This is a genomic window from Sphingopyxis sp. GW821-FHT12C06 (genome assembly GCF_058807415.1).
The window spans coordinates 348179-369070 of sequence record NZ_JBXAQR010000001.1; the positions used below are offsets into that span (position 1 = coordinate 348179).

20 protein-coding genes are annotated in these 20892 nt (G+C 64.3%); 14 read left to right on the forward strand and 6 right to left on the reverse strand.

Features of this window, described 5'->3' with window-relative positions:
- Positions 1 to 51: 51 nt before the first annotated feature.
- The 9 genes from AC1RRJ_RS01480 to trhO all read left to right on the forward strand — a co-directional run bounded on the left by AC1RRJ_RS01480 (position 52) and on the right by trhO (position 9833).
- On the forward strand, positions 52 to 390 hold the full coding sequence (locus AC1RRJ_RS01480) for a hypothetical protein (protein WP_493119935.1): 339 nt from the start codon (positions 52 to 54) through the stop codon (positions 388 to 390).
- The gene (locus AC1RRJ_RS01485; RefSeq protein ID WP_493119936.1) at positions 390 to 1901 is read left to right on the forward strand and encodes an FAD-binding protein; all 1512 of its coding nucleotides are present in this window, start codon (positions 390 to 392) and stop codon (positions 1899 to 1901) included. The genes AC1RRJ_RS01480 and AC1RRJ_RS01485 overlap by 1 nt, the downstream gene beginning before the upstream one ends.
- A 102-nt stretch (positions 1902 to 2003) precedes the next feature.
- Positions 2004 to 3785 carry an aspartate--tRNA ligase gene (gene aspS / locus AC1RRJ_RS01490; RefSeq protein WP_493120680.1) on the forward strand — a complete coding sequence of 594 codons (1782 nt, stop codon included), beginning with the start codon at positions 2004 to 2006 and terminating at the stop codon, positions 3783 to 3785.
- A gap of 3 nt (positions 3786 to 3788) precedes the next feature.
- On the forward strand, positions 3789 to 4664 hold the full coding sequence (locus AC1RRJ_RS01495) for an alpha/beta fold hydrolase (protein WP_493119937.1): 876 nt from the start codon (positions 3789 to 3791) through the stop codon (positions 4662 to 4664).
- A gap of 61 nt (positions 4665 to 4725) precedes the next feature.
- Positions 4726 to 5511 (forward strand): polyphosphate kinase 2 family protein, encoded by a 786-nt coding sequence (locus tag AC1RRJ_RS01500; protein WP_493119938.1) that lies wholly within the window; start codon positions 4726 to 4728, stop codon positions 5509 to 5511.
- 54 nt (positions 5512 to 5565) lie between these two features.
- Positions 5566 to 6102 (forward strand): J domain-containing protein, encoded by a 537-nt coding sequence (locus tag AC1RRJ_RS01505; protein WP_493119939.1) that lies wholly within the window; start codon positions 5566 to 5568, stop codon positions 6100 to 6102.
- Between the two features lie 179 nt (positions 6103 to 6281).
- A complete protein-coding gene (locus AC1RRJ_RS01510; RefSeq protein WP_493119940.1) occupies positions 6282 to 6905 on the forward strand; it encodes a DJ-1/PfpI family protein in 624 nt (207 codons plus the stop codon).
- Between the two features lie 82 nt (positions 6906 to 6987).
- Positions 6988 to 8991 carry a GMC family oxidoreductase N-terminal domain-containing protein gene (locus tag AC1RRJ_RS01515; RefSeq protein ID WP_493119941.1) on the forward strand — a complete coding sequence of 668 codons (2004 nt, stop codon included), beginning with the start codon at positions 6988 to 6990 and terminating at the stop codon, positions 8989 to 8991.
- Between the two features lie 113 nt (positions 8992 to 9104).
- Positions 9105 to 9833 carry an oxygen-dependent tRNA uridine(34) hydroxylase TrhO gene (trhO, locus tag AC1RRJ_RS01520; protein ID WP_493119942.1) on the forward strand — a complete coding sequence of 243 codons (729 nt, stop codon included), beginning with the start codon at positions 9105 to 9107 and terminating at the stop codon, positions 9831 to 9833.
- A 3-nt stretch (positions 9834 to 9836) separates the two neighbouring features.
- Here trhO and AC1RRJ_RS01525 read toward each other — a convergent pair whose 3' ends face one another.
- Entirely contained in the window at positions 9837 to 11177 is a 1341-nt protein-coding gene (locus AC1RRJ_RS01525; protein WP_493119943.1) for a caspase family protein, read from the reverse strand.
- Between the two features lie 15 nt (positions 11178 to 11192).
- Positions 11193 to 11819, reverse strand: a complete 627-nt coding sequence (locus AC1RRJ_RS01530; RefSeq protein WP_493119944.1) for a class I SAM-dependent methyltransferase — start codon at positions 11817 to 11819, stop codon at positions 11193 to 11195.
- Between the two features lie 93 nt (positions 11820 to 11912).
- Here AC1RRJ_RS01530 and trxB point away from each other — a divergent pair, with 93 nt between their 5' ends.
- Positions 11913 to 12878, forward strand: coding sequence for a thioredoxin-disulfide reductase (trxB, locus tag AC1RRJ_RS01535; protein ID WP_493119945.1), 966 nt, complete (start codon positions 11913 to 11915; stop codon positions 12876 to 12878).
- Between the two features lie 45 nt (positions 12879 to 12923).
- Here the strand turns inward: trxB and AC1RRJ_RS01540 are convergent, their stop codons facing one another.
- Genes AC1RRJ_RS01540 through AC1RRJ_RS01555 form a run of 4 tightly spaced genes read right to left on the reverse strand, consistent with a single transcriptional unit; the run spans position 12924 to position 15665 of the window.
- Positions 12924 to 13712, reverse strand: a complete 789-nt coding sequence (locus AC1RRJ_RS01540; protein ID WP_493119946.1) for a hydrolase 1, exosortase A system-associated — start codon at positions 13710 to 13712, stop codon at positions 12924 to 12926.
- Positions 13697 to 14377 carry an alpha/beta hydrolase family protein gene (locus AC1RRJ_RS01545; RefSeq protein WP_493119947.1) on the reverse strand — a complete coding sequence of 227 codons (681 nt, stop codon included), beginning with the start codon at positions 14375 to 14377 and terminating at the stop codon, positions 13697 to 13699. The genes AC1RRJ_RS01540 and AC1RRJ_RS01545 overlap by 16 nt, the downstream gene beginning before the upstream one ends.
- 17 nt (positions 14378 to 14394) lie before the next feature.
- Complete coding sequence (locus tag AC1RRJ_RS01550; RefSeq protein WP_237245981.1) at positions 14395 to 14673, reverse strand: phosphopantetheine-binding protein; 279 nt, start codon at positions 14671 to 14673, stop codon at positions 14395 to 14397.
- Positions 14670 to 15665 (reverse strand): GNAT family N-acetyltransferase, encoded by a 996-nt coding sequence (locus tag AC1RRJ_RS01555; RefSeq protein WP_493119948.1) that lies wholly within the window; start codon positions 15663 to 15665, stop codon positions 14670 to 14672. The genes AC1RRJ_RS01550 and AC1RRJ_RS01555 overlap by 4 nt, the downstream gene beginning before the upstream one ends.
- Positions 15666 to 15700: 35 nt before the next feature.
- On the opposite strand from AC1RRJ_RS01555, the gene AC1RRJ_RS01560 reads away from it, so the two are divergent.
- The 4 genes from AC1RRJ_RS01560 (at position 15701) to AC1RRJ_RS01575 (ending at position 20881) form a co-directional block, all read left to right on the forward strand.
- The gene (locus AC1RRJ_RS01560; protein WP_493119949.1) at positions 15701 to 17230 is read left to right on the forward strand and encodes an acyl-CoA ligase (AMP-forming), exosortase A system-associated; all 1530 of its coding nucleotides are present in this window, start codon (positions 15701 to 15703) and stop codon (positions 17228 to 17230) included.
- A complete protein-coding gene (locus AC1RRJ_RS01565) occupies positions 17227 to 18456 on the forward strand; it encodes a pyridoxal-dependent decarboxylase, exosortase A system-associated (protein ID WP_493119950.1) in 1230 nt (409 codons plus the stop codon). The genes AC1RRJ_RS01560 and AC1RRJ_RS01565 overlap by 4 nt, the downstream gene beginning before the upstream one ends.
- A 170-nt stretch (positions 18457 to 18626) precedes the next feature.
- A complete protein-coding gene (locus tag AC1RRJ_RS01570) occupies positions 18627 to 19283 on the forward strand; it encodes an XrtA/PEP-CTERM system exopolysaccharide export protein (protein WP_088473214.1) in 657 nt (218 codons plus the stop codon).
- 53 nt (positions 19284 to 19336) lie between these two features.
- Entirely contained in the window at positions 19337 to 20881 is a 1545-nt protein-coding gene (locus tag AC1RRJ_RS01575) for an XrtA system polysaccharide chain length determinant (RefSeq protein ID WP_493119951.1), read from the forward strand.
- Positions 20882 to 20892 lie beyond the last annotated feature (11 nt).

Sequence of the window (20892 nt, forward strand, 5' to 3'; positions counted from 1 at the left end):
CGCGCAAGCCGGAATGCCGGCAGCCAGAAAACGGCATGAAACGCGAAGGGGATGGACGCCATGTTGTGGATCGGTTGGGGGCTTGCTGCGCTCGGTTTTGTGCTGCTTTTCGGGCAGTATCTGGCCGGGCAGGCCGATATTTTTCTGTCGATCGCAAACCCGCGTCCGCTCGACGAAGAGCAGATGGTGGTAACGTTGAAAGGCTGGGGCTTCGCCGCTCGCGCCGCGCAGCCCTTTATCACTCCCGAATCCGATCATGGCCTGTGTGACGTGCGCGTGTTCGCGACGCGGCGCCAGATGCTGGTTGCCATTGCCAGTTTCGGCTTCCTGCGTCCGGTGACGGTCGCGTGGCGCGCCCATGCGGGCGTGCAGCCATTGGGAGACGCGTGATGCCGATTGTCAGACTGGGCGAGGAAGGTCGCTGGACCAATTATCACGGCACCGGCACCTGCGAAGGCGCGACGCGCTTCGCGCTGCGCAGTGGCGATGCGGAGCGCGGCCGCGACGAGATCGCGATCGCGGCGCGGTCGGTAAAGGATTGGCTGGCTGAGGCTCAGGCGGCGGGGCGGCGTGTTCGCCCGATCGGCGCGGGCTGGTCGCCGTCCAACGTCAACATCGCCTCGGATAGCTGGCTGCTCCACACCCGCCGTTTCAACCGCTGTTTTCGTATCGGCGCCGACGAGGTTCGGCCTGGCGTTGACGCGGGCGGGCTGATGCTCGTCGAGGCGGGGGCGCTGGTCGATGAAGTGTCGGACAAGCTGGAGCAGCAGGGCCGTTCGCTGTGGACCAGCGGCGCGGGCAATGGCCAGACCTTCGCGGGCGCTTGCGCGACGGGCACGCACGGATCGATGGTCGGTCGTGGCGGGATTCAGGATCATGTTCGCGCGGTGCAACTGGTGACGCCGACGGGCATCCACTGGATCGAGCCCACCGCCGGGGTGATGAGCGACGCCTTCATCGCCGGATCGGGATCGGCGCCGCTGCGCGACGACGGCGTCTTTGCTGCGGTGCAGTTGCCGGTCGGCGCGCTCGGTATCGTCACCGGGCTGGTCGTCGACAGCGTGCCGAAATTCCTCGTGCGGCCGATCCAGAATTTGCGCAAGGTCGACTGTGCCGCGCTTGATTGGCTTTCCGCGGGCAACTTCCGGCGCTTCTCCGCCGCCTACGCGCTCGATCAGGAGCCCGATTTCGTCCAGATGATCGTCAATCCATACAAGCCGTTCAAGCGGCCGGCGATGCTGCGCTTCCTCTATCGCGAAGCGTGGCGAGACGATTATCCGCATGCAACGCCGGGCGAGCTTGGCGCAGGCTATGATGCGCTCAGCCTGCTCGGGCGACTGCTCGACGATTATCCGTGGGCGCGCGGGGCTTTGCTGCAGTTCGCGATGAAGCAGGGCTATGCCGCCGGGCCCGATGTCGACGACCCGGCGGTCTATGGCAGTTGGGGGGAGGGGCTCGATACCCACCGCCCGCTCGCTGACCTGTTCAACGCGTCGGTGACGATCGACCGCGCCGATCTCGCCCGTGCGTTCGAGTTGATTTGCGCGGTCTATGCGCGGCATGGCGGCTCGACCGTCGTCACGCTGCGCTTCATGGAGCGTGCCCAAGGTCTGCTCGCGCCCGCGCGCTTCCCGCACAATGCGGTGATCGACTTCGACGGCCCGCGCAGCGCGCGCACGGCGGAGGCCTATGCCCGCGTCGTCGAGCGACTCGATGCCGAGGGGATTGCCTTCACCCGCCACTGGGCGAAAAGCTGCCGTCTCGACGCCGCACGCGTCGCCGCCGATTATGGCGAGGATTTTCGCCGTTGGCGCGCCGCGCGCGACCGGCTTATCCCCGATCCGGTGCACCGCGCATTGTTCGGCAGCGCGGTGCTCGACGGGCTGGGTCTGACCTGCTGAAATACCCGTCCACCCTTGACAAATCGCTCGCCGACCTGCCTTAGGCGCGGCCATAACGGCGCGGTTTTCGGCCATGCCTCTCCAGCTTTGAAAGACGATCCCATGCACGCCTATCGCACCCATAATTGCGGCCAGCTTCGCGCCGAACAGGTCGGCCAGACCGTCCGCGTCTCGGGCTGGGTGCATCGCAAGCGCGACCATGGCGGGCTGCTCTTCGTCGATCTTCGCGATCATTATGGCCTGACCCAGATCGTCGCCGACAGCAGCGATGCGGTCTTCGCGACACTCGACGGCCTGCGCGCCGAAAGCGTCGTGACGGTGACCGGCGACGTCGTCGCGCGTTCGCCCGAAACGATCAATGCGAACCTGCCGACCGGCGCGATCGAAGTGCGCGCACGTGAAGTTTCGGTCCAGTCGGCGGCGATCGAACTGCCGATGCCGGTCGCGGGCGAACAGGAATATCCCGAGGATATCCGCCTGAAATACCGCTTCCTCGACCTCCGCCGCGAACGGCTCCACGCGAACATCCTGCTGCGTTCGAACGTGATCGCCAGCCTGCGCCGCCGCATGACCGATCAGGGCTTCACCGAATATCAGACGCCGATCCTGACCGCCTCGTCGCCCGAGGGCGCGCGCGACTATCTGGTGCCCAGCCGCGTCCACCCCGGCAAATTCTATGCGCTGCCGCAGGCGCCGCAGATGTTCAAGCAGCTGCTGATGGTCGCGGGCTTCGACCGCTATTTCCAGATCGCACCCTGCTTTCGCGACGAAGATGCGCGCGCTGACCGTTCGCCGGGCGAATTCTATCAGCTCGATTTCGAAATGAGCTTCGTGACGCAGGACGATGTGTTCAACACCATCGAACCCGTGCTCGCGGGCGTGTTCGAAGAGTTTGCGAACGGCAAGTCGGTGACCCCGGCCGGCACCTTCCCGCGCATCCCGTACCGCGAATCGATGCTGAAATACGGCAATGACAAGCCCGATCTGCGCAACCCGATCATCATCAGCGACGTGTCGGCGCACTTCACCGGTTCGGGCTTTGGCCGCTTTGCCGATATCGTCGCCGCGGGCGATGTCGTTCGGGCCATCCCCGCGCCGGGCACCGCCGAGAAGAGCCGCAAATTCTTCGACGACATGAACGGCTGGGCACAGGCCGAAGGCTTCGCCGGCCTTGGCTATGCGACGCGCAAGGGCGGTGAATGGGGCGGCCCGATCGCCAAGAACCATGGTCCCGAAAAGATGGACGCGCTCGCCAACGAACTCGGCCTCGGGCCAGACGACGGCATTTTCTTCGCTGCGGGCAAGGAAGCGATGGCGGCGAAGCTCGCCGGCCTCGCGCGCACCCGCGCCGCCGAACAGCTCGAACTGATCGACGCCAACAAGTTCGAAATGTGCTGGATCGTCGATTTCCCGATGTTCGAGGCCGACGAAGACACCGGCAAGATCGATTTCAGCCACAACCCCTTCTCGATGCCGCAGGGCGAACTGGAAGCGCTGGAAACCAGGGACCCGCTCGACATTCTTGCGTGGCAGTATGACATCGTCTGCAACGGCGTCGAACTGTCATCGGGCGCGATCCGCAACCACCGCCCGGACATCATGTACAAGGCGTTCGAAATCGCGGGCTATTCGCAGGCCGAAGTCGACGCGAATTTCAGCGGCATGATCAACGCGTTCAAGTTCGGTGCGCCGCCGCATGGCGGTTCGGCGCCGGGCGTCGACCGCATCGTCATGCTGCTCGCAGACGAACCGAACATCCGCGAGGTCGTGATCTTCCCGATGAACCAGAAGGCCGAAGATCTGATGATGAACGCCCCCGCGGCGGTCAGCGACAAGCAACTCAAGGAACTCGGCATCCGCATCGTCGACGGCCCCAAGGGCTAAGGCGTGATCGAGCCGCGGGAGCACCGGCTGGAAACGCCGGAAGGTGAGGTTTGCTGGTTCGAATGGGGTGCCCCTTCGGATCAGCCATCGATCTTGCTGCTCCATGCGACGGGTTTTCATGCGCGACTCTGGGATCGGGTTGTCGCGGCGTTTCCGCCCGGCACTCATGTTATTGCGCCCGACCATCGCGGTCATGGGCGCAGCTTCAAACCCGCGTCGCTGTCCGACTGGGTGGCGACGGCGGATGCGCTGTTGCCGCTCGTTGATCGCTTTGCAGACACGCCGCTGGTCGGCTGTGGTCACAGCATGGGCGGCTATGCGCTGACCCGGCTCGCGGCCGAGCGGCCCGATGCGTTCCGGCACATTTTCCTGATCGACCCGGTGATCATGGAGCCCGCGCTGTACGCCGGCGCGGCGGAGCAGCCGGTTCCCGATCCTGCGGCGCACCCCGTCGCACGGCGCCGGGCTCTGTGGGACGGCTGGGAAGCGATGAACGCCCATTTCGCGCAGCGCCCGCCCTATATGCATTGGCAGTCCGAAATTCTCGCCGATTATTGCCGCCATGGTCTGCTTGCCGCAGCCGACGGTGAAGGCTGGGAGCTTGCCTGTCCGCCGGCGCTCGAGGCTTCGGTCTATCTGAGCGCGGTCCGTACCGATCCGCGCGACTGGCTGGGGCGTATCGTGGCGCCGGTCAGTGTCATTCGCGCTCGCAATGGTGAACGCGCGAATGCGATTGATTTCTCGCTCAGCCCCACATGGCCCGGCCTCGGCGCCGCGCTTGGCGCGGTGCGCGACGAACAATGGGGCGAGCATAGCCATTTCATCCCGATGGAGGCGCCCGAGCGCCTTGCGAAGCTGATCGCCGACGAACTGGGTTAATCGCGTCGCATCGCCGCCGCGGCTATGTTAGCACCGGTGCCAGACCTTCAGGGGACAAGCGATGACGATCAGCCTTTCCGACTATGAAGCCGGCGCCAAATATGACGGTGACTATTCCGACGCGCTCGACGCGTTGCAGGAACGGCTGGAGCGCGTACAGGCGGCGCACATCACCCACGGCCACCGCAGCATCATCATGTTCGAAGGCTGGGATGCGGCGGGGAAGGGCGGCATCATCAAGCGGATGACCGCGCTACTCGACCCGCGCTATTTCGAAGTCTGGCCGATCAGCGCGCCGACCGAGGAGGAAAGCGCGCGCCACTTCCTCTGGCGTTTCTGGAAGCGCTTGCCGGGCAATCGCGAAATCTCGATCTTCGACCGCAGCTGGTATGGCCGCGTCCTGGTTGAACGTGTCGAGGGTTTCACGAGCGAAGCCGAATGGCGCAAGGGCTATGACGAGATCAACGAGTTTGAGGCGCAGTTGACGGGTTCGAGGACCAATCTCGTCAAGATTTTCCTCCACCTGACGCAGGACGAGCAGGACAAGCGTTTCGCCGACCGGCTCGACGATCCGTGGAAACGCTGGAAGACGGGCAAGGAAGATTATCGCAACCGGTCGAAGCGCAAGGAATATCTGGCGGCGATGAACGACATGTTCCAGCAGACCGATACGCGCTGGGCGCCGTGGAAGGTGATCGACGGCAATAATAAGAAGGCGGGGCGTATTGCCGCGCTGACCTATATTGCCGAAGCGCTGGAGCGCGCGGTGCCGATGATCCCGCCCGACCTTGACCCTGCGGTGGCAAAGCTTGCGGGCAAAGCATTTGGTTACAAGCCAAAAGCCTAGGTTTTTCGGTCCCCTCGGCTAGCAATCGTGGGTTCCAGTCGCTACATGGCGGGGATGAAACGCGCCAGACGATCCGATGATTGGGGTTTTCCCCGCTGGCGCCCCTATGGTTCGGGCCAAGAGGCGCAGCAGGTTCGCTTGTGCGACCGCCACGGTTGCAGCAACCCCGGCAACTGCCCCGCGCCCAAGTCGCCGAACAGCCCTGAACGCTGGTATTTCTGCGAAACCCACGCCGCCGAGTATAATCGTGGCTGGGACTATTTCGAAGGGCTCTCCGCCGAAGACGCCGCCGCTCGCGCCGCCGAGGAAGAGCGTGGCGCGCGCAGCTATGCCAAGGCGCAGCACTATGCTTGGGGCGGCCCCGGCGACGGCACCCGCAGCAGCGACGAAATGCTGGCGCTGGAGGTGCTCGATCTCGAATCCGACGCCGATTTCGAAACGATCAAAAAAGCCTGGCGCGCGCTTGCCAAGGAAACCCACCCCGATGTGAAGCCGGGTGATGCCGAGGCCGCGAAACGCTTTGCGGCCGGACAAGCAGCATTCGACGTGCTGAAACAGGCCGAAGAGCGCAAGAGCTGGAAGCCGGCTTAGAGGGTGCTCCCGGTTCGTCGCGCCCGCGAAGGCCGGGGCCGCTATCGGGGTAGTGCAAGGTCTCCGCCTTCGCGGTGGCAACGCCGTGGGCAATGCCCGCTTCCCACCCCAAAAACCGTCATTTCCTATTCATTGCCATTGCTGTAGCGCGGGTCTCATTCATTCAATGGAGACACCCCATGCAGATCGCGGTTTTGACGTTCGACGGTTTCAACGAGCTCGATTCGTTCGTTGCCGCCGCGATCCTCAACCGGCTGCGCGCGCAAGGGTGGGCGGCATATATCACTTCGCCGACGTCGCATGTGACGTCGATGAACGGCGTCACGATCGAACGGCAAAAGTCGCTGGAGTTCGCCGCCGAAGCCGACGCGGTGATCATCGGCAGCGGGATCAAGACGCGCGAATATGCGGCTGACACAGCGCTTCTGGGTCAGATCTGCCTCGACCCCGCGCGTCAGCTGATCGGTGCGCAATGTTCGGGTGCGCTGCTACTCGCGAAACTCGGGCTGATCGGCAGTCTGCCTGCCTGTACTGATCTCACGACCAAGCCGTGGGTGATCGAAGCGGGAGTCGACGTGCTCGACGCACCCTTCGTCGCGCACGGCAATATCGCGACCGCGGGAGGCTGCCTCGCGTCACAATATCTGGCGGCGTGGATCATCGCGCGGCTGGCAAGCCCGCGCGATGCGGAAGAGGCGCTGCACTATGTTGCCCCCGTCGGGGAGAAGGAACAATATATTGCGCAGGCGATGGCGGCAGTGCGGCCGTTCCTGCCCGTCGAGGCAATGGCCGGAGCGGCATAACCGCCGTTCCGGTACAATACGCCCTTGCCTTCACCTGCTATAACCCGGCATTTGCGATGCGGGGAAGACAGGGGGCAGGGCGATGGCGGCACCGTTTAATTTCGGACAACTCAAATTTCTGAAGGCGTTGACAGAGGCATTGTTTCACAATGCTGACATGTCGATTTCGACCGATCAGGTCGTCGCCAATATTTGCGATCTGTTCGCCAAGGTCGGCGGCACAAAGCTCGACGAGATTCGCCTGTCGCTGACCGCGACCGAATTGGTGCTGGGCGGACCTTTCTTCACCGAAGATGACGTCGCGGGCCGCGCCGAAAAGCTCACTGACCGGTTTCAAAACAGCCAGATCGACCTGTTTCAGGATATGGCGCGGCTGCGCGGGATCGTTTACGCCTGCTATTATGGTCATTGGAATGCGGGTGATCAGGACGCCAACGCCGCGAATCCGGTGCATGCGCAAATTGGCTTCACCCTGCCCAAATTCCGCCAACGGGGTGCGGGAGAGGTGCAGATCGAGCCGGTGACGGGGCGTGAGATCGACCCCGCGCATATTCTGAGCGCCGCCAGCCTCGACGACGAATATGATGTGATCGTCATCGGTTCGGGCTCGGGCGGCGGGGTCGCGGCCTATAATGTTGCGGCGCAGGGATATAAGGTGCTGATCGTCGAGGCGGGCCCCTTCTATCCCTCGCATGACATTACCCATCACGAACTCGACATGATCGCCAATCTTTACAAGCATGGCGCGCTGCAAACCTCGACCAACCGCGATTTCGTGGTGTTTCAGGGGCGCTGCGTCGGCGGGTCGTCGACGATCAACAATGGCATCTGCCTGCGCGTCAACGAGGCGGGGCGGACGCACCCCGACGCGCTCGACGTCCTCGCCAAATGGGCGAGCATCGGCGCGCCGGTCGACGCCGCGGCCTTTCACGCCAGCTATGACGCGGTGCAGGCAAGGCTGGGCATTGCAAAGATTGAACCGCGGAGCGGGCGGCACAATGGGCCGCATCTGATCAACGGCTGGGCGAACTATGCCGCGGCTTCGGCCGATCCGCAGGAAAAGCGCGCGGTCGCCGACTGGTTCGCCAAGAATTTTGGTCCGGCGGACACACCGGCCGCCTGTTCCTATTGCGGCTATTGCAATTCGGGCTGCGCCTATGGCCGCCGTATGGGTATCGCGCAAACCTATCTGCCTGCGGCGTGCCGCGACCATGGCGCGCGTATCCTTCCCGAAACCAAGGCCGACCGGATCGTCTGGCAGACGACGATCGACGGCCGGCGCGAGGCCGAGGCGGTGAAGCTGATCCTGCCTGATGGATCGAAAGCGCTCGTGCGTGCCCGCGTCGGCGTGATCGTCGCTGCCGGCACGATCGCTTCGTCAAAGCTGCTCGACCGCAGCGACATTTCGGGGACGGGCTATCAGGTATCGCTCAATGTCGCCTCGCCCGTTGTCGCGCTGATGCCTGACGGCGTCGGCGGCAATGCGTGGGACGAGGACCAGATGTCGAGCTATGTCGACTGTGGCGATTTCCTCCTTGAAAGCCATTTTCAGCCGCCGATGTCGATGGCGTCGCTGATGCCCGGCTGGTTCGACGACCATGCCAACCGGATGAAGAATTTTGGCCGCGTCCATTCGGCGGGTATCCTCTTTCCCGCCGACCGGCGCGGGCAGGTGAAGGACGGCAAGCTCGAATTCCGGCTCGACGCCAGCGACGATCTGCCTGTGCTGCGCCGCGCGATGGCAACGCTAACCAAGGTGCATTTCGCGGCGGGGGCGATCGAATGCTATCCGGCGCTGGCGCGGGGACAGACGGTCACGCGTGATATGGACGTCGACGCCTTTTTCGCCGGCGCAATCCGCGAACAGGATGATGTCACCCTGTCGAGCAGCCACCCGCACGGCGGCAACGCGATCAACGAAAATCCGCAATATGGCGTCGTCGACCCTGAGTGCCGCGTCCATGGCACGACCAATGTCCTCGTCACCGACGCCAGCGTTTTTCCCAGTTGCATCCGCGTCAACGCGCAATGGACAACGATGGCGATGGCGCATTATGCGACGGGCCGGGGCGATCCGTTCGGGTGAAATGGCCCTTCCAATTCCGTTCGTGTCCAGCGAAGTCGAGACGCCGGGGGGCCATGCATCAACGATGGGCATCTCGACTTCGCCTGATGCAAACGGGTAAGGGAGCGGCCATCATGACCTTCACCGTTGCCGCCCTCTACCAATTTTCGCCCTTCGATGATCCCGCCGCGCTGCGCCAGCCGTTGCTCGATCTCTGCGCTGCACAGGACATCAAAGGCACGCTGCTTCTCGCGCGTGAGGGCATCAACGGGACGATCGCGGGCAGCCCCGCCGGCATCGCGGCGGCGATCGACCATATCCGCGGGCTGCCCGGCTGCGCCGGGCTCGATGTCAAATATTCGGCCGCGGCCGCGCCGCCGTTTCAGCGGCTCAAGGTGCGGCTAAAAAAGGAAATCGTTACGCTCAAGGTCGACGGCATCGACCCTGCACGCGACGTCGGCCGCTATGTTGCACCCGCCGACTGGAACGCGTTGGTCGACGATCCGGACACCGTCGTCATCGACACGCGCAACGCCTATGAAGTCGATTATGGCAGCTTCTCAGGCGCCGAAAATCCCGAGACGCGAAGCTTTGGGGAGTTTCCCGACTGGTGGCGGGCCAATGCCGATCGCTTCGCGGGCAAGCGTATCGCGATGTTCTGCACCGGCGGCATCCGCTGCGAAAAATCGACCGCTTTCCTCCGCGCTGAGGGCGTCGAAGACGTCGCGCATCTGAAAGGCGGCATCCTTGCCTATCTGGAGCAGGTGCCCGAGAGCGACAGCCGCTGGAACGGCAGCTGTTTCGTCTTCGACGAGCGCGTCAGCGTCGGCCACGGGCTGGTCGAGGTTGGCGAGAAGGATTGAGGTCTACGCCAGGGTCAGCGTGTACGTGACCTTGTAATCGCTCGCATCGCCGCCCAGCGTCTTGCTGAATGTACCTGCCGTCTCGCCAAGGTCGATCGTGCCGATATTGTCGCTGCCGCCGATATCGTCGAATTCGCGAAGCTGGAAACTCACCGGCTGGTCGAAGGTGAAATCTTCATCGACCACCCAGCTTTCGCCCTTCCTGATCGAAAAAATATCGCTCTTGCCCTCGGGAAAGCGCTGCCCGGTGTTGAAGCGCAGGAACAGCTGGTCGGGCAAGCCAAGGCCGAGCCGTCCGGTCAGTTTGACGCACTCGACACGAATGTTCGAGAGGATGAATTTGCGCGCGCGCGGAGAAACGGGGGAGGGTAATGCCGCCGCAACCGTCGCCATGGCCACCGTCGGCGCTGCCGGTGCGGCCGGGTTTTTCAGCAAACGGCTCAGGTTTGCGCCCGCTTGCGTCGAGAATCTGCCCGAAGGAAATTCGGTCAGATAGGCGCTGAAGGCGCGCACGCTGTTTTCCGCCACTGCGCCCTTCCACAGCAATTCCTCCAGAGCGGTTCGATCTCCAGTTGGTGTCGCTGGCGCGGCCGCCGCGCGCGGGACGAGATAGACCGGCGTGCCGGTGATGCTCGCGCTCACGAACGGGCGCTGACTGCCGCCCGTCGCCTTCAGCACATCATCGCGGATTGCGCCGCCCAGCAGCTGCACCGGCAGGTCAGGCTGCGGCAGGCGTTTGGCGAGCGAAGTTGCGAAGGGCGAATTGCCGCCAGTCCCGTCGGCCGCTGTCTGCCCCGGCGCGGCGGCAAAGATGATCAGCACGTCGTCGGCCTCGACCCCCGCGAGCCCGTTCACGACCGCGCGCGTCCCCGATCGCCACGACCGGCCAAATGGATTGTTGCGGCACGAATCGAGCACAAGCATACGGATTTGCGCGCCCGATACCGCCTCCATCATCCGGTCGAGATTGATCGCCTCATAGGGGAGGTCGAGATCCGATTTCAGCTGTGCGTCGGTGGGGATCAGCCAGTTCTTGCCCTGCGCCTCGATCCCGTGACCGGCATAATAGACCATCGCGACCTCGGCGCCATCGGCCTTGGCGCGAAAATCGCGCATCGCTTTCTGGAAATCATTGACCGACAGGTCGGCCGCGATCGTCACATCGTCGAACCCGGCAGTCCGCGCCGCCGCTGCGATGATCTTGACGTCGTTGGCAGGGTTGGCGAGGCGGCTGGTGTTCGCATAGTCGCTGTTGCCGATTACCAGCGCGACCTTGCGCGCCTCGGCGGTCGTTGGCGCGAGCAGAAACAGCGCCAGAATTGCGGTAAGCCAGAATCGCGTCATCTCGCTTTCCTCTCGTCAAGGGGCCCGGCGTGCTGCTCCATATTCAATCCAGCCGAAGGGGCGCGGCGTTTTGGGCATGTAGGCGGCGGCCTGCCGGTCGACTGCAAAGCCCGCCTTTTCATAGGCATCGCCGATCGGCCGGGTCAGGTGGCAATTGCCCCCAATGCGTTTCCACAGCGGTTCGATCCGCCGTTGCCACTTGGCGACGCCGGCGTCGGGCGCCGCGCCATGCTCAAGGAACAGCGCGGTCCCGCCGGGCTTCAGCACCCGGCGGATCTCGGACAGCACGGCGACCTGGCTCGTGACGGAGCAAAGCGTGAAGGTCGTGACGACCGTGTCGAAACGCGCGTCGTCGAAGGGCATTGCCTCGCCGAACCCGCCCTGAATGTCGGCCGTCATGCCATGCGCTGCGGCCGCCGAACGGCTCATTTCAAGCAATTCGGGGGAGGGGTCGAGGCCGGTGAAACTTGCGATCCGCTCCGGCGCGTAAAATTCCATATTGATTCCGCCGCCGCAGCCAAGCTCAAGGACATCGCCTGCTGCGTGCGGCACCACCTTGCTGCGCGCCTTCATGATCTGCCCTTGCGAACAGGCGCACTTGATCAGTCGCGGCACCCCATGACGTTCCCACCAACCCGGCATTTGCTCGCCTCTCCCCTTGGCGCGGAAGGTGAGCCTTGCTAGCGCGCTTGGCAACACCCATTTAGGCGCATCCAGTCAAGTATAAGGACGATCATGGCCACCACCCACCACACCAAGATGCTGATCCTCGGTTCGGGCCCCGCGGGCCTGTCGGCTGCCATTTATGCCGCACGCGCGGGGATGAAGCCGATCGTCGTTCAGGGATTGCAGCCCGGCGGTCAGCTGACGATCACCACCGACGTCGAAAACTACCCCGGTTTTGCCGAGGTGGTGCAGGGTCCCTGGCTGATGGAACAGATGACGGCGCAGGCGACGCATGTCGGCACCAGCATGATCTGGGACACGATCGTCGATGTCGACCTGTCACAGCGTCCTTTCCGCATCACCGGTGATGGCGGCGACCTCTATATCGCCGAGACGCTGGTGATCGCGACGGGTGCGCAGGCGAAATGGCTGGGTGTTCCCGGCGAACAGGAACTCGGCGGCAAGGGTGTCTCGGCCTGTGCGACGTGCGACGGCTTCTTCTATCGCGGCAAGAAGGTTGTGGTGATCGGCGGCGGTAACACTGCAGTCGAGGAAGCGCTTTACCTCACCAACCACAGCGATGACGTCACGCTGATCCATCGCCGCGATCATCTGCGCGCCGAAAAAATCCTGCAAGACCGCCTGCACGCCAATCCCAAGATCAAGGTTCTGTGGAACAAGAAGGTGGATCGTTTCGTCGCGGGCGAGGGCGTTTCGGGGCTGGTCGGCGTCGACCTGATCGACACCGAAACCGGCGAAGCGAGCCACGAGCCGACCGACGGCGGCTTCGTCGCGATCGGCCACAGCCCCTCGACCGAGCTGTTCAAGGGCAAATTGCCGCTCGACGCCGACGGCTACCTTGAAGTCACGCCGGGCACCTCGCTGACGTCGATTCCCGGCGTGTTCGCGGCGGGCGATGTCACCGACAAAGTCTATCGTCAGGCGGTGACTGCGGCTGGCATGGGCTGTATGGCCGCGCTCGACGCCGAGCGCTTTTTGGCCGAGGCCGAATATCACGCGTTGGTGGATGCCTAGATAGCAGATAGCCTTAGCCCCCGTGAAGGCGGGAGCGACGGCTATCTACTTGAGCGTCGCCAAAATCCGCTCGACCAACCAGTCAGCATCATCACCGGCAAAGCTATGCGAAGGGCTGGCGAGGCGTTCGACTGCGATATGCCCCGGATCGCAATTCTCGATAAACGCCATCGCCGTCCGGTCGCCGGTCGCGAGCAGGATCGTCGCGGAATTGGCGAGCTCCGCCATGGCTGCATCGAGCCGCGCAGGCAGGCCGTCGGGGGCGGACGGCGCCGCCGACTTGCCGAGCGCCGACAGCCCGCGGACGAGCTTGCGAAAATCAACCTCGCCCTTCAACAGCCGCAACAGGCTCTTCGGGTCCTTCAGCCGCGACAGATAACGTGCGCGGATCGCCGCGGCCGGGGGCAGCGCGGGCTCATCGGATTCGGCCTCATCGCTCTCAAACGTCCACGGATTGGCGAGGATCAGGGCGTCGGCGGCCAGCGGTTGATGCAACAACAAAGCGCTCGCGGCATCGCAGTTGCCGAACGCGACCACCCGCGTGACGCCTGGCGCGGTCGCCCGAAATGCGTCGATCGCGGCGGCAATATCGTCGCGGCTGCCTTCAAAACCGGAATTGTCGCCCTCGCTGTCGCCAATCCCGCGCCGGTCGAAACGAAAGACCGGATACCCCGCCGCCGCGACGCGCTGCGCCAGCACCGCCATGCCGCGATGCGCGCCGCTGCGAATCTCGTTGCCACCTGACACGATCAGCAGGCCGGTCGTCCCCGGCGCATCGTCGAGGCTCGCGGCGAGCGTTGCGTCGCTGCAGGCAAAGCTCAGCTGATGCCGCATGTCTTGCTCCAGGCTGCGATGTCGGCGGCGATCGCCTCGGCCATTGCTGCATCCTCGCCGGGTTCGGCGCGCAGCCACAGCGGTGTTCCCGCAATCGCATCGTCGCTGCTGCCGAGGCTGACGGCGCGCAACGGCGCAGCTGGCTGAACCCCTGCGGTACCCAGCTGTGCGACCATCGCCGGCGAGAGGCAGTTGCCGGCGAGCAGCATCGGTTCGGTCTTCGCCGTTTCCTGAAGGCTTTCGAGCGACGAGGCGAAGCCCGCTTCGCGGTCGGCGGCGACGCGCGTGCGCATCAATGTTCGCAGCAATGAAGCGCCGCCAACGGGCGCGAGCCGCCACCAGGCCGCGGCCTCGGCGCTATGATCGATCAACGCGCCGCCGCGCACCGATGCGATGATGACGGGGTCGTCGAAAGTGTTCGCAGTATCAGCGAGGGCTGTTTGCCAGAGTGCAAGGTCTACTTCTTCAAGTGGCACGAGACTTTCGTTCTGCCCCGGCAGGTCGGGCAGTATGCTCGCGAAACCCCGCGCGGCGAGCGCGCGCATCGCGAGAACCAGCGTACGGCGGGTGCGATTCGCTTCCTCGAACAGCGGCGGGACGATCAATATGGTGGCGCGCGGGACGCCCGGTCCGGCGGGAGCGATGCGCAGATGATGTTCGTTCATGCGCCCCCGGACAATGTTCAGCCGGCAACCTTGCGCTGCGAGAAGGCCAGCAAGTTCCCATAGGTTTCGAAAATTTCGCCATCGATCTCGTCATCGTCGATGATAATGCCCAGCCGGTCTTCCATCTCGGTCAGCACCGTCGCAACCGCCATCGAATCAAATTCGGGCAGTTCGCCGAACAGGCCGCTGTCGGCGGTCAGCGCGGCGGCGCGTTCTTCGCCAAGGCCGAGAATGTCGGCGAGCAGTGCGCGCAGGGTGGCATCGACGCCGGATGCTTTGGGGGCGGTATCGGTCACGTATCTTTCCTCAGCATGGAACGCGCAAAGGCCTTCAATGCCGGTCCCCATGCCGCGACGCGCGCCGGATTGAAAGCCTCGATACGCCACAGCGGGTCGTGCCGGTTCATCCAGTCGCGCTTGTAGCCATCGTTTCCGGTGCCGAAATCGACGCGTTTTACACGATCGAATTGGATAACGTGATGAAAGAGCGCAGCCGACAAGAGCGTGCCGGGTGAGGCCTTCAAACTATCCTCGACATGTGCGAGCTTGTGGATGAAGGCGGTGCCGTCCTCGACCGTCCAGAACTGCGCCGCGACGGGCTTGCCTTCAATGCCGGCGAGCCCCATGCGGAGGGTGCCGCGAGCAGCTTCTGCCTCGGCAAAGGCACGAAGCAGCGCGGGATTACCCTCCTCGGGTTTCCAACTCTCTGTGTAAATGCTTTCATAGGCGGCCCAAACGTCAGCGTCGAAGGTTGAGGAAAGTGCGATATCGACCACGCCCTTCTTCGCCTTGCGTTGCACGGTGCTGCGCAGCGCGCCGGGACGGCTCGCCCACCAGGCGTCATGATCCATGCCGTCCAGGTCGAGCCAGTGGCGGTCGCCGGCGGGGGTCGCCGTCACCCACCAGCCCGCCTGGCGCAACGCGGCGACCAGATCGTCGGGATCGGCGACGGGATAGAGCGTCAGCCGGGCCGCCCGTTTGCGCAGCTGTGCGAACAAATCGTGCAGCGCGGCGCTTTGATCGCCGTCACCCGAAAAAAGCGGCCGGATCGCAAAGCTGTACCAATTGGTCAGGCCCGAATAGACATCGGGCTTTTCGGCCCGCAGCGGCAGCCATGCAGTCACATTCGCGGCGCTTCCACGCGCATCAAGACGCCCCTGGCCCGCGAAACCATAGGCCTCCAGCAGGTTGAACCACGCGGCGCGATCGAAGGGTGAGGCAAAGCCTGCCGCGCGCGCTATCGCGGGCAGCCGATCATCATTAGCCTGATCTTCACCGTTTCCTTGCATCGTGCGGCCCTCTATCACCGCAGTCCTAACAGCCGATGACCAAAGCCGAAAACCCTCCTTCGCGTCCGATCGACCACCTTGCCCGCTGCGGCGGTGCTGACGCGCCTGCGCTGCTGATCGGCGACAGGGTAACGAGCTTTGCGGATCTCGATGTCGGGGTCGGGCGGCTCGCGGCGTGGCTGCTTGAACAGGCGGGTGCGCCGGGCGAGCGCGTCGCCAGCTGGACTGCGAAGACGCGCCTCGCCTGCCTGATGCCGCTCGCCGCGGCGCGCGCCGGGCTGATCCATGTTCCGGTCAATCCGCTGCTCAAGGGGCTGCAGGTCGCACACATCCTCGCCGACAGCGGCGCGAAGCTGCTGATCACCAACGCCGCGCGCGCCGACATGCTGGGCGATGCGCGGCCGGCCGCTTGCACCCTGCATGATGTGAAGACTGGCGAAGCGGCGATCGATTCGGATCGCGAAGGCCTGATGCCATCGAACGCGGCGCCCGACGATCTCGCCGCGATCCTCTATACCAGCGGATCGACCGGGCGGCCCAAGGGTGTGATGCTGAGCCACGCCAACCTGTGGCTGGGGGCTGAAAGTGTCGCATCCTATCTGAAATTGGCTCCCGACGACCGGGTACTGGGGTTGCTGCCGCTCTCCTTCGATTACGGCCAGAACCAGTTGCTATCGACATGGTACGCCGGGGCGGCGGTCGCACCGCTCGATTATCTGACCCCGCGCGATGTTGTGAAGGCGGTCGCGCGGCACCGGATCACGACACTCGCGGGGGTGCCGCCTTTGTGGGTGCAACTCGTCGAGAGTGAGTGGCCCGTCGAAGCCTCCAGTCTGCTCAAACGCCTGACTAATAGCGGCGGGGCGCTCACCCCCTTGTTGATCGACGCGATGCGCGCGACTTTCCCCCATGCTGATATCTATCCGATGTACGGGCTGACCGAGGCGTTTCGCTCGACCTGGCTCGAGCCGAAATATGTCGCCGACCATCCGACCTCGATGGGCCGCGCGATCCCGCATGCCGAGATTTTGGTGTGCCGCGCCGACGGGACAATCACCGCGGACGAGGAGGCAGGTGAGCTCGTCCACTGCGGACCACTCGTCGCGCTCGGATATTGGAATGATGCCGAACGCACCGCTGAGCGGTTCAAACTGGCCCCGTGCGCCTCGCTTTATGGCGGGATGGCGGTTTGGTCGGGCGACACGGTGCGCCGCGACGCCAATCACCTGCTCTATTTTGTCGGTCGCGACGACGCGATGATCAAGACCGCCGGGAACCGTGTCAGCCCGACCGAGGTCGAGGAAGCGGCCATCGCGTCGGGGCTGATTTATGAAGCCGTGGCTTTCGGTGTGCCCGATGCGCGGCTCGGCGCGGCGATCATCCTGATCGTGCGCGGCAAGGGTGAGGAGCGCGGCGAGGAGCTGACGGCTTGGCTGCGCAAGGATCTCCCCAATTTCATGCAGCCGCAGACGATCGAATGGCGGGCCAGTCTGCCGCGCAATCCCAATGGCAAGCTCGACCGGGTGGCGATCGCCGCCGAATGGGCGCAGAAGGCGGCTCGATGAAACCCCATGGTCCGATCCCGCCCGGCTTTGCCGCCGATGACGATGCCATGCTGCTGATCGGTGGCGATCGCGCCGAGGCGCTGGTCGATGCCGCGGGCGACACGCCCTTGTTCGTCTATGACAGCGCGATGCTTCGTGCACGGGTCGCCGAATGGCGCGCCGCGATGCCGGCCGCGGTGCAGCTTCATTATGCGATGAAGGCGAACCCCTATGCGCCCTTGCTCGCCTTTATGGCGCGGCTGGTCGACGGGTTCGACGTCGCCTCGGGCGGCGAGCTTAAGGCCGCGCTTGATAGCGGCATGGCCGCCGCGGACATCAGCTTCGCCGGACCCGGAAAGCGCGACCGCGAGCTTGAGGCGGCGATCGCGGCGGGGGCGACGCTCAATCTCGAATCGGCGGGCGAGGCTGATCGCGCCTTGTCGATCGCCGCGCGGCTCGGCATCGCACCAAGGCTCGCGGTGCGGGTCAATCCCGACTTCGACCTCAAGGGGTCGGGGATGAAGATGGGCGGCGGCGCCAAGCCTTTCGGGGTCGATGCCTCCGAGGTTCCGGCGCTGGCGCGGCGGCTAATCGCGTCGGGCGCCGATTGGCAAGGTTTTCATATTTTCGCGGGATCGCAGGCGCTCGATGCGGCGGCGATCGCCGACACCCAGGCGCAGACCGTGGCGCTCGCGGCGCGGCTGGCGAATGACGTTGGCGTCACCCCGCCGCTCGTCAATCTCGGCGGTGGGATGGGGGTTCCTTATTTTCCTGGCGACAAGGCGGTCGATGCTGCCGCGGTCGGCGCAGCGCTCGCCGAAACGCTGGATGGGCGCGACGGGGCGCTCTCCGGAAGCCGCTTTGCGATGGAACTTGGACGCTGGCTCGTCGCCGAGGCGGGGGTCTATCTGACCCGTGTCGTCGACCGCAAGGCCAGCCATGGCGAGACCTTCCTCGTCACCGACGGGGGGCTCCATCACCAACTCGCGGCGAGCGGAAATTTCGGTACCGTGATCCGCCGTAACTATCCGATCGCACTCGCGAACCGTTTTGGCGTCGAACCGGCCGAGACCGTGACGGTCGTAGGCTGCCTGTGCACACCGCTCGACCGGCTGGGTGATCAGGTCGCACTCCCCGCCGCTGGAATTGGCGACCTGGTTGCGATTTTTCAGGCGGGGGCCTATGGAGCATCGGCAAGCCCTGCCGCCTTTCTCGGGCAGGGGCCGGCGCGCGAAATGCTCGTTTGAAATGGCAAGTCCGTCCCATTTTGGGACGATATTGTCGGGGCGCGGTCGGATTTGTTTCAATACTAACATTATGTTCACCCTTTTCGAGCAATGGCTGAACCTGATTTAATGGTTGTCGCGCAGACATTTGGGCTGCGTCATCCGCTGAACGCTCGAAAGGTTGATGGTTTATGGCTTCCTTCCCCCCGCTTCGCGCCGCTCGCGCTGCGCTGGCATGCGGCATTGCCGCGACCGCGCTGACCGGTTGCATGGGGGCCAATGGTGCCGCGCCGCAACTTCCCAGCGCAACTTTCGTCCAGAACCAGGAAGGGCCGGGCGAGGAATATATCATCGGCCCGCTCGACGAGCTCCAGATCTTCGTGTGGCGTAACCCCGAACTCGGCGGCAAGGTGCAGGTGCGACCCGACGGGCGCATCACCACCCCGCTGATCACCGACATGCCGGCGACCGGCAAGACGCCGACGATGCTGCAGCAGGATATCAAGCTGCAGCTCAGCCAATATATCACCGACCCGATCGTCAGCGTGATTGTGACCAGCTTCAACAGCACCTTTTCGCAGCAGGTGCGCGTCGTCGGCGCCACCGAAAAGCCCGCGTCGATCCCGTTCCGCGCCAATATGACCGTGCTCGACGCGATGATCGCGGTCGGCGGTCTCGGCGAATATGCCGCGGGCAACAAGGCGCGGCTTGTTCGCTATGACAAGGGCAGCGGCAAACAACAGGAATTCGGCCTGCGCCTCAACGACCTGATCAAGCGCGGCGACATCAAGGCGAACGTCCGGCTTCAGCCGGGCGATGTCATCATCATCCCCGAAAGCATGTTCTGACGCGGAAAGCAGCGACAGGCTTCCGATCCGCCCAGCGAGACAGAGACCAGAGTATGAACGGCCTTTACGACGAATTCCGGGTGGCGCTGCACAGCGTCTGGACGCGCCGGTGGCTGGTGCTGGCGGTCGCATGGGCGATTTGTATCCTCGGTTGGCTGGCGGTCGCATCGATCCCCAACCGCTATGATTCGCGCGCCCGTCTGCTCGTCGACGTCAATGAAATCCTGCCCGAAGAAGTCCAGGCGGGATCGTCGGGGCGCCAGCAGATCGACCAGATCCGCGAAACGCTGACCAGCGCGCGCAACCTCGAAAAGGTTGCGGTGACCACCGGGTTGCTGCCCGCAGGCGCGAACGAGCGGGAAAAGGCCGGCGCGGTCGGCATGCTGCGGGGAAGTATCAAGGTCATTCCGCAACAGGAAAATATCTTCGAACTCACTTCCAGTGTCGGGGTCACCAGCCTCTCGGACGCCGATAATGCGAAGCTCGCGAGCGGTATACTCGACAGCCTGATCACGGTGTTTCGCGACGATCAGTTGCGCGGTGGCCGGATGAACGCCCGCGAGGGACTTAAATTTCTCGATGCCCAGATCGCCGACCGCGAAAAGGCGCTGCGCGAGGTCGAAGCCCGCCGTGCGGCGTTCGAGGCGCAGAATATCGGCCTGATCCCCGGCGGTTCCGGCTCGCCGGCGCAGCGCGTCGAAGCCGCGCGGGCCGAACTCAGTCAGATTGATTCGCAGATGATCGCGGCGCAGGCGCAGCTTGCCGCCGCCAATGGTCAACTTGCCTCGACCCCCGCAACGATCAACGTTCCCGGCATGGGCAGCGTGGGTGGCGGCGTCGCCCGCCAACAGCTCGCCGGCGCGCAAAATGAGCTTTCGTCGATGCGCTCGCGGGGCCTCACCGACGCACATCCCGATGTTATCGCGTTGAAAAGCCAGATCGCGTCGCTCAAAGCCATGGCTGACCGCGAAGGCCCCGGTGCCAGTGGCGGCGGCAATGCGCAAAATCCTGCCTATGCCTCGCTCTCGGCGATGCGCGCCGAACGCCAGGCGACAGTCAGCGCACTGTCGACACGCAAGGCGCAGCTGTTGGCGGAGATCGCCAAAATCACTTCGCACCAGATCCAGAACCCCGGCATCGCCGCTGAATATGACCGGATCAACGGCGAGTATACCGCGTTCAAGGCGCAATATGACAAATTGCTCGCTCAGCGCGAACAGGTGCGCCTGCGCGGCGAAGTGCAGACCGAAACGGACGCGATCAAGGTCGAGTTGCTCGACCCGCCGTCGAAACCGACCAGCCCCGCATCGCCCAACAGCCCGCTGTTCCTGACCCTGGTGCTGCTCGCCGGCATCGGCGGGGGCATCGGCGCGGCCTTTGGCCTGTCGCAGGTGCGCACCAGCTATGCGACCGCGGCGAAGCTCGAACGCGCCAGTGGACTGCCGGTGATCGGATCGATCACCGAAGTCGTCACGCCCGAACGCCATATCGACCGGCGCAGGAAGTTCGTCTGGCTTGCCGGCGGAACCGGTGCGCTCATCGGTCTCTATGCGCTGCTGCTGGTCGCCGAATTCATTCAACGCGGCCTGGTTGCGTGACGGGGAAGAAG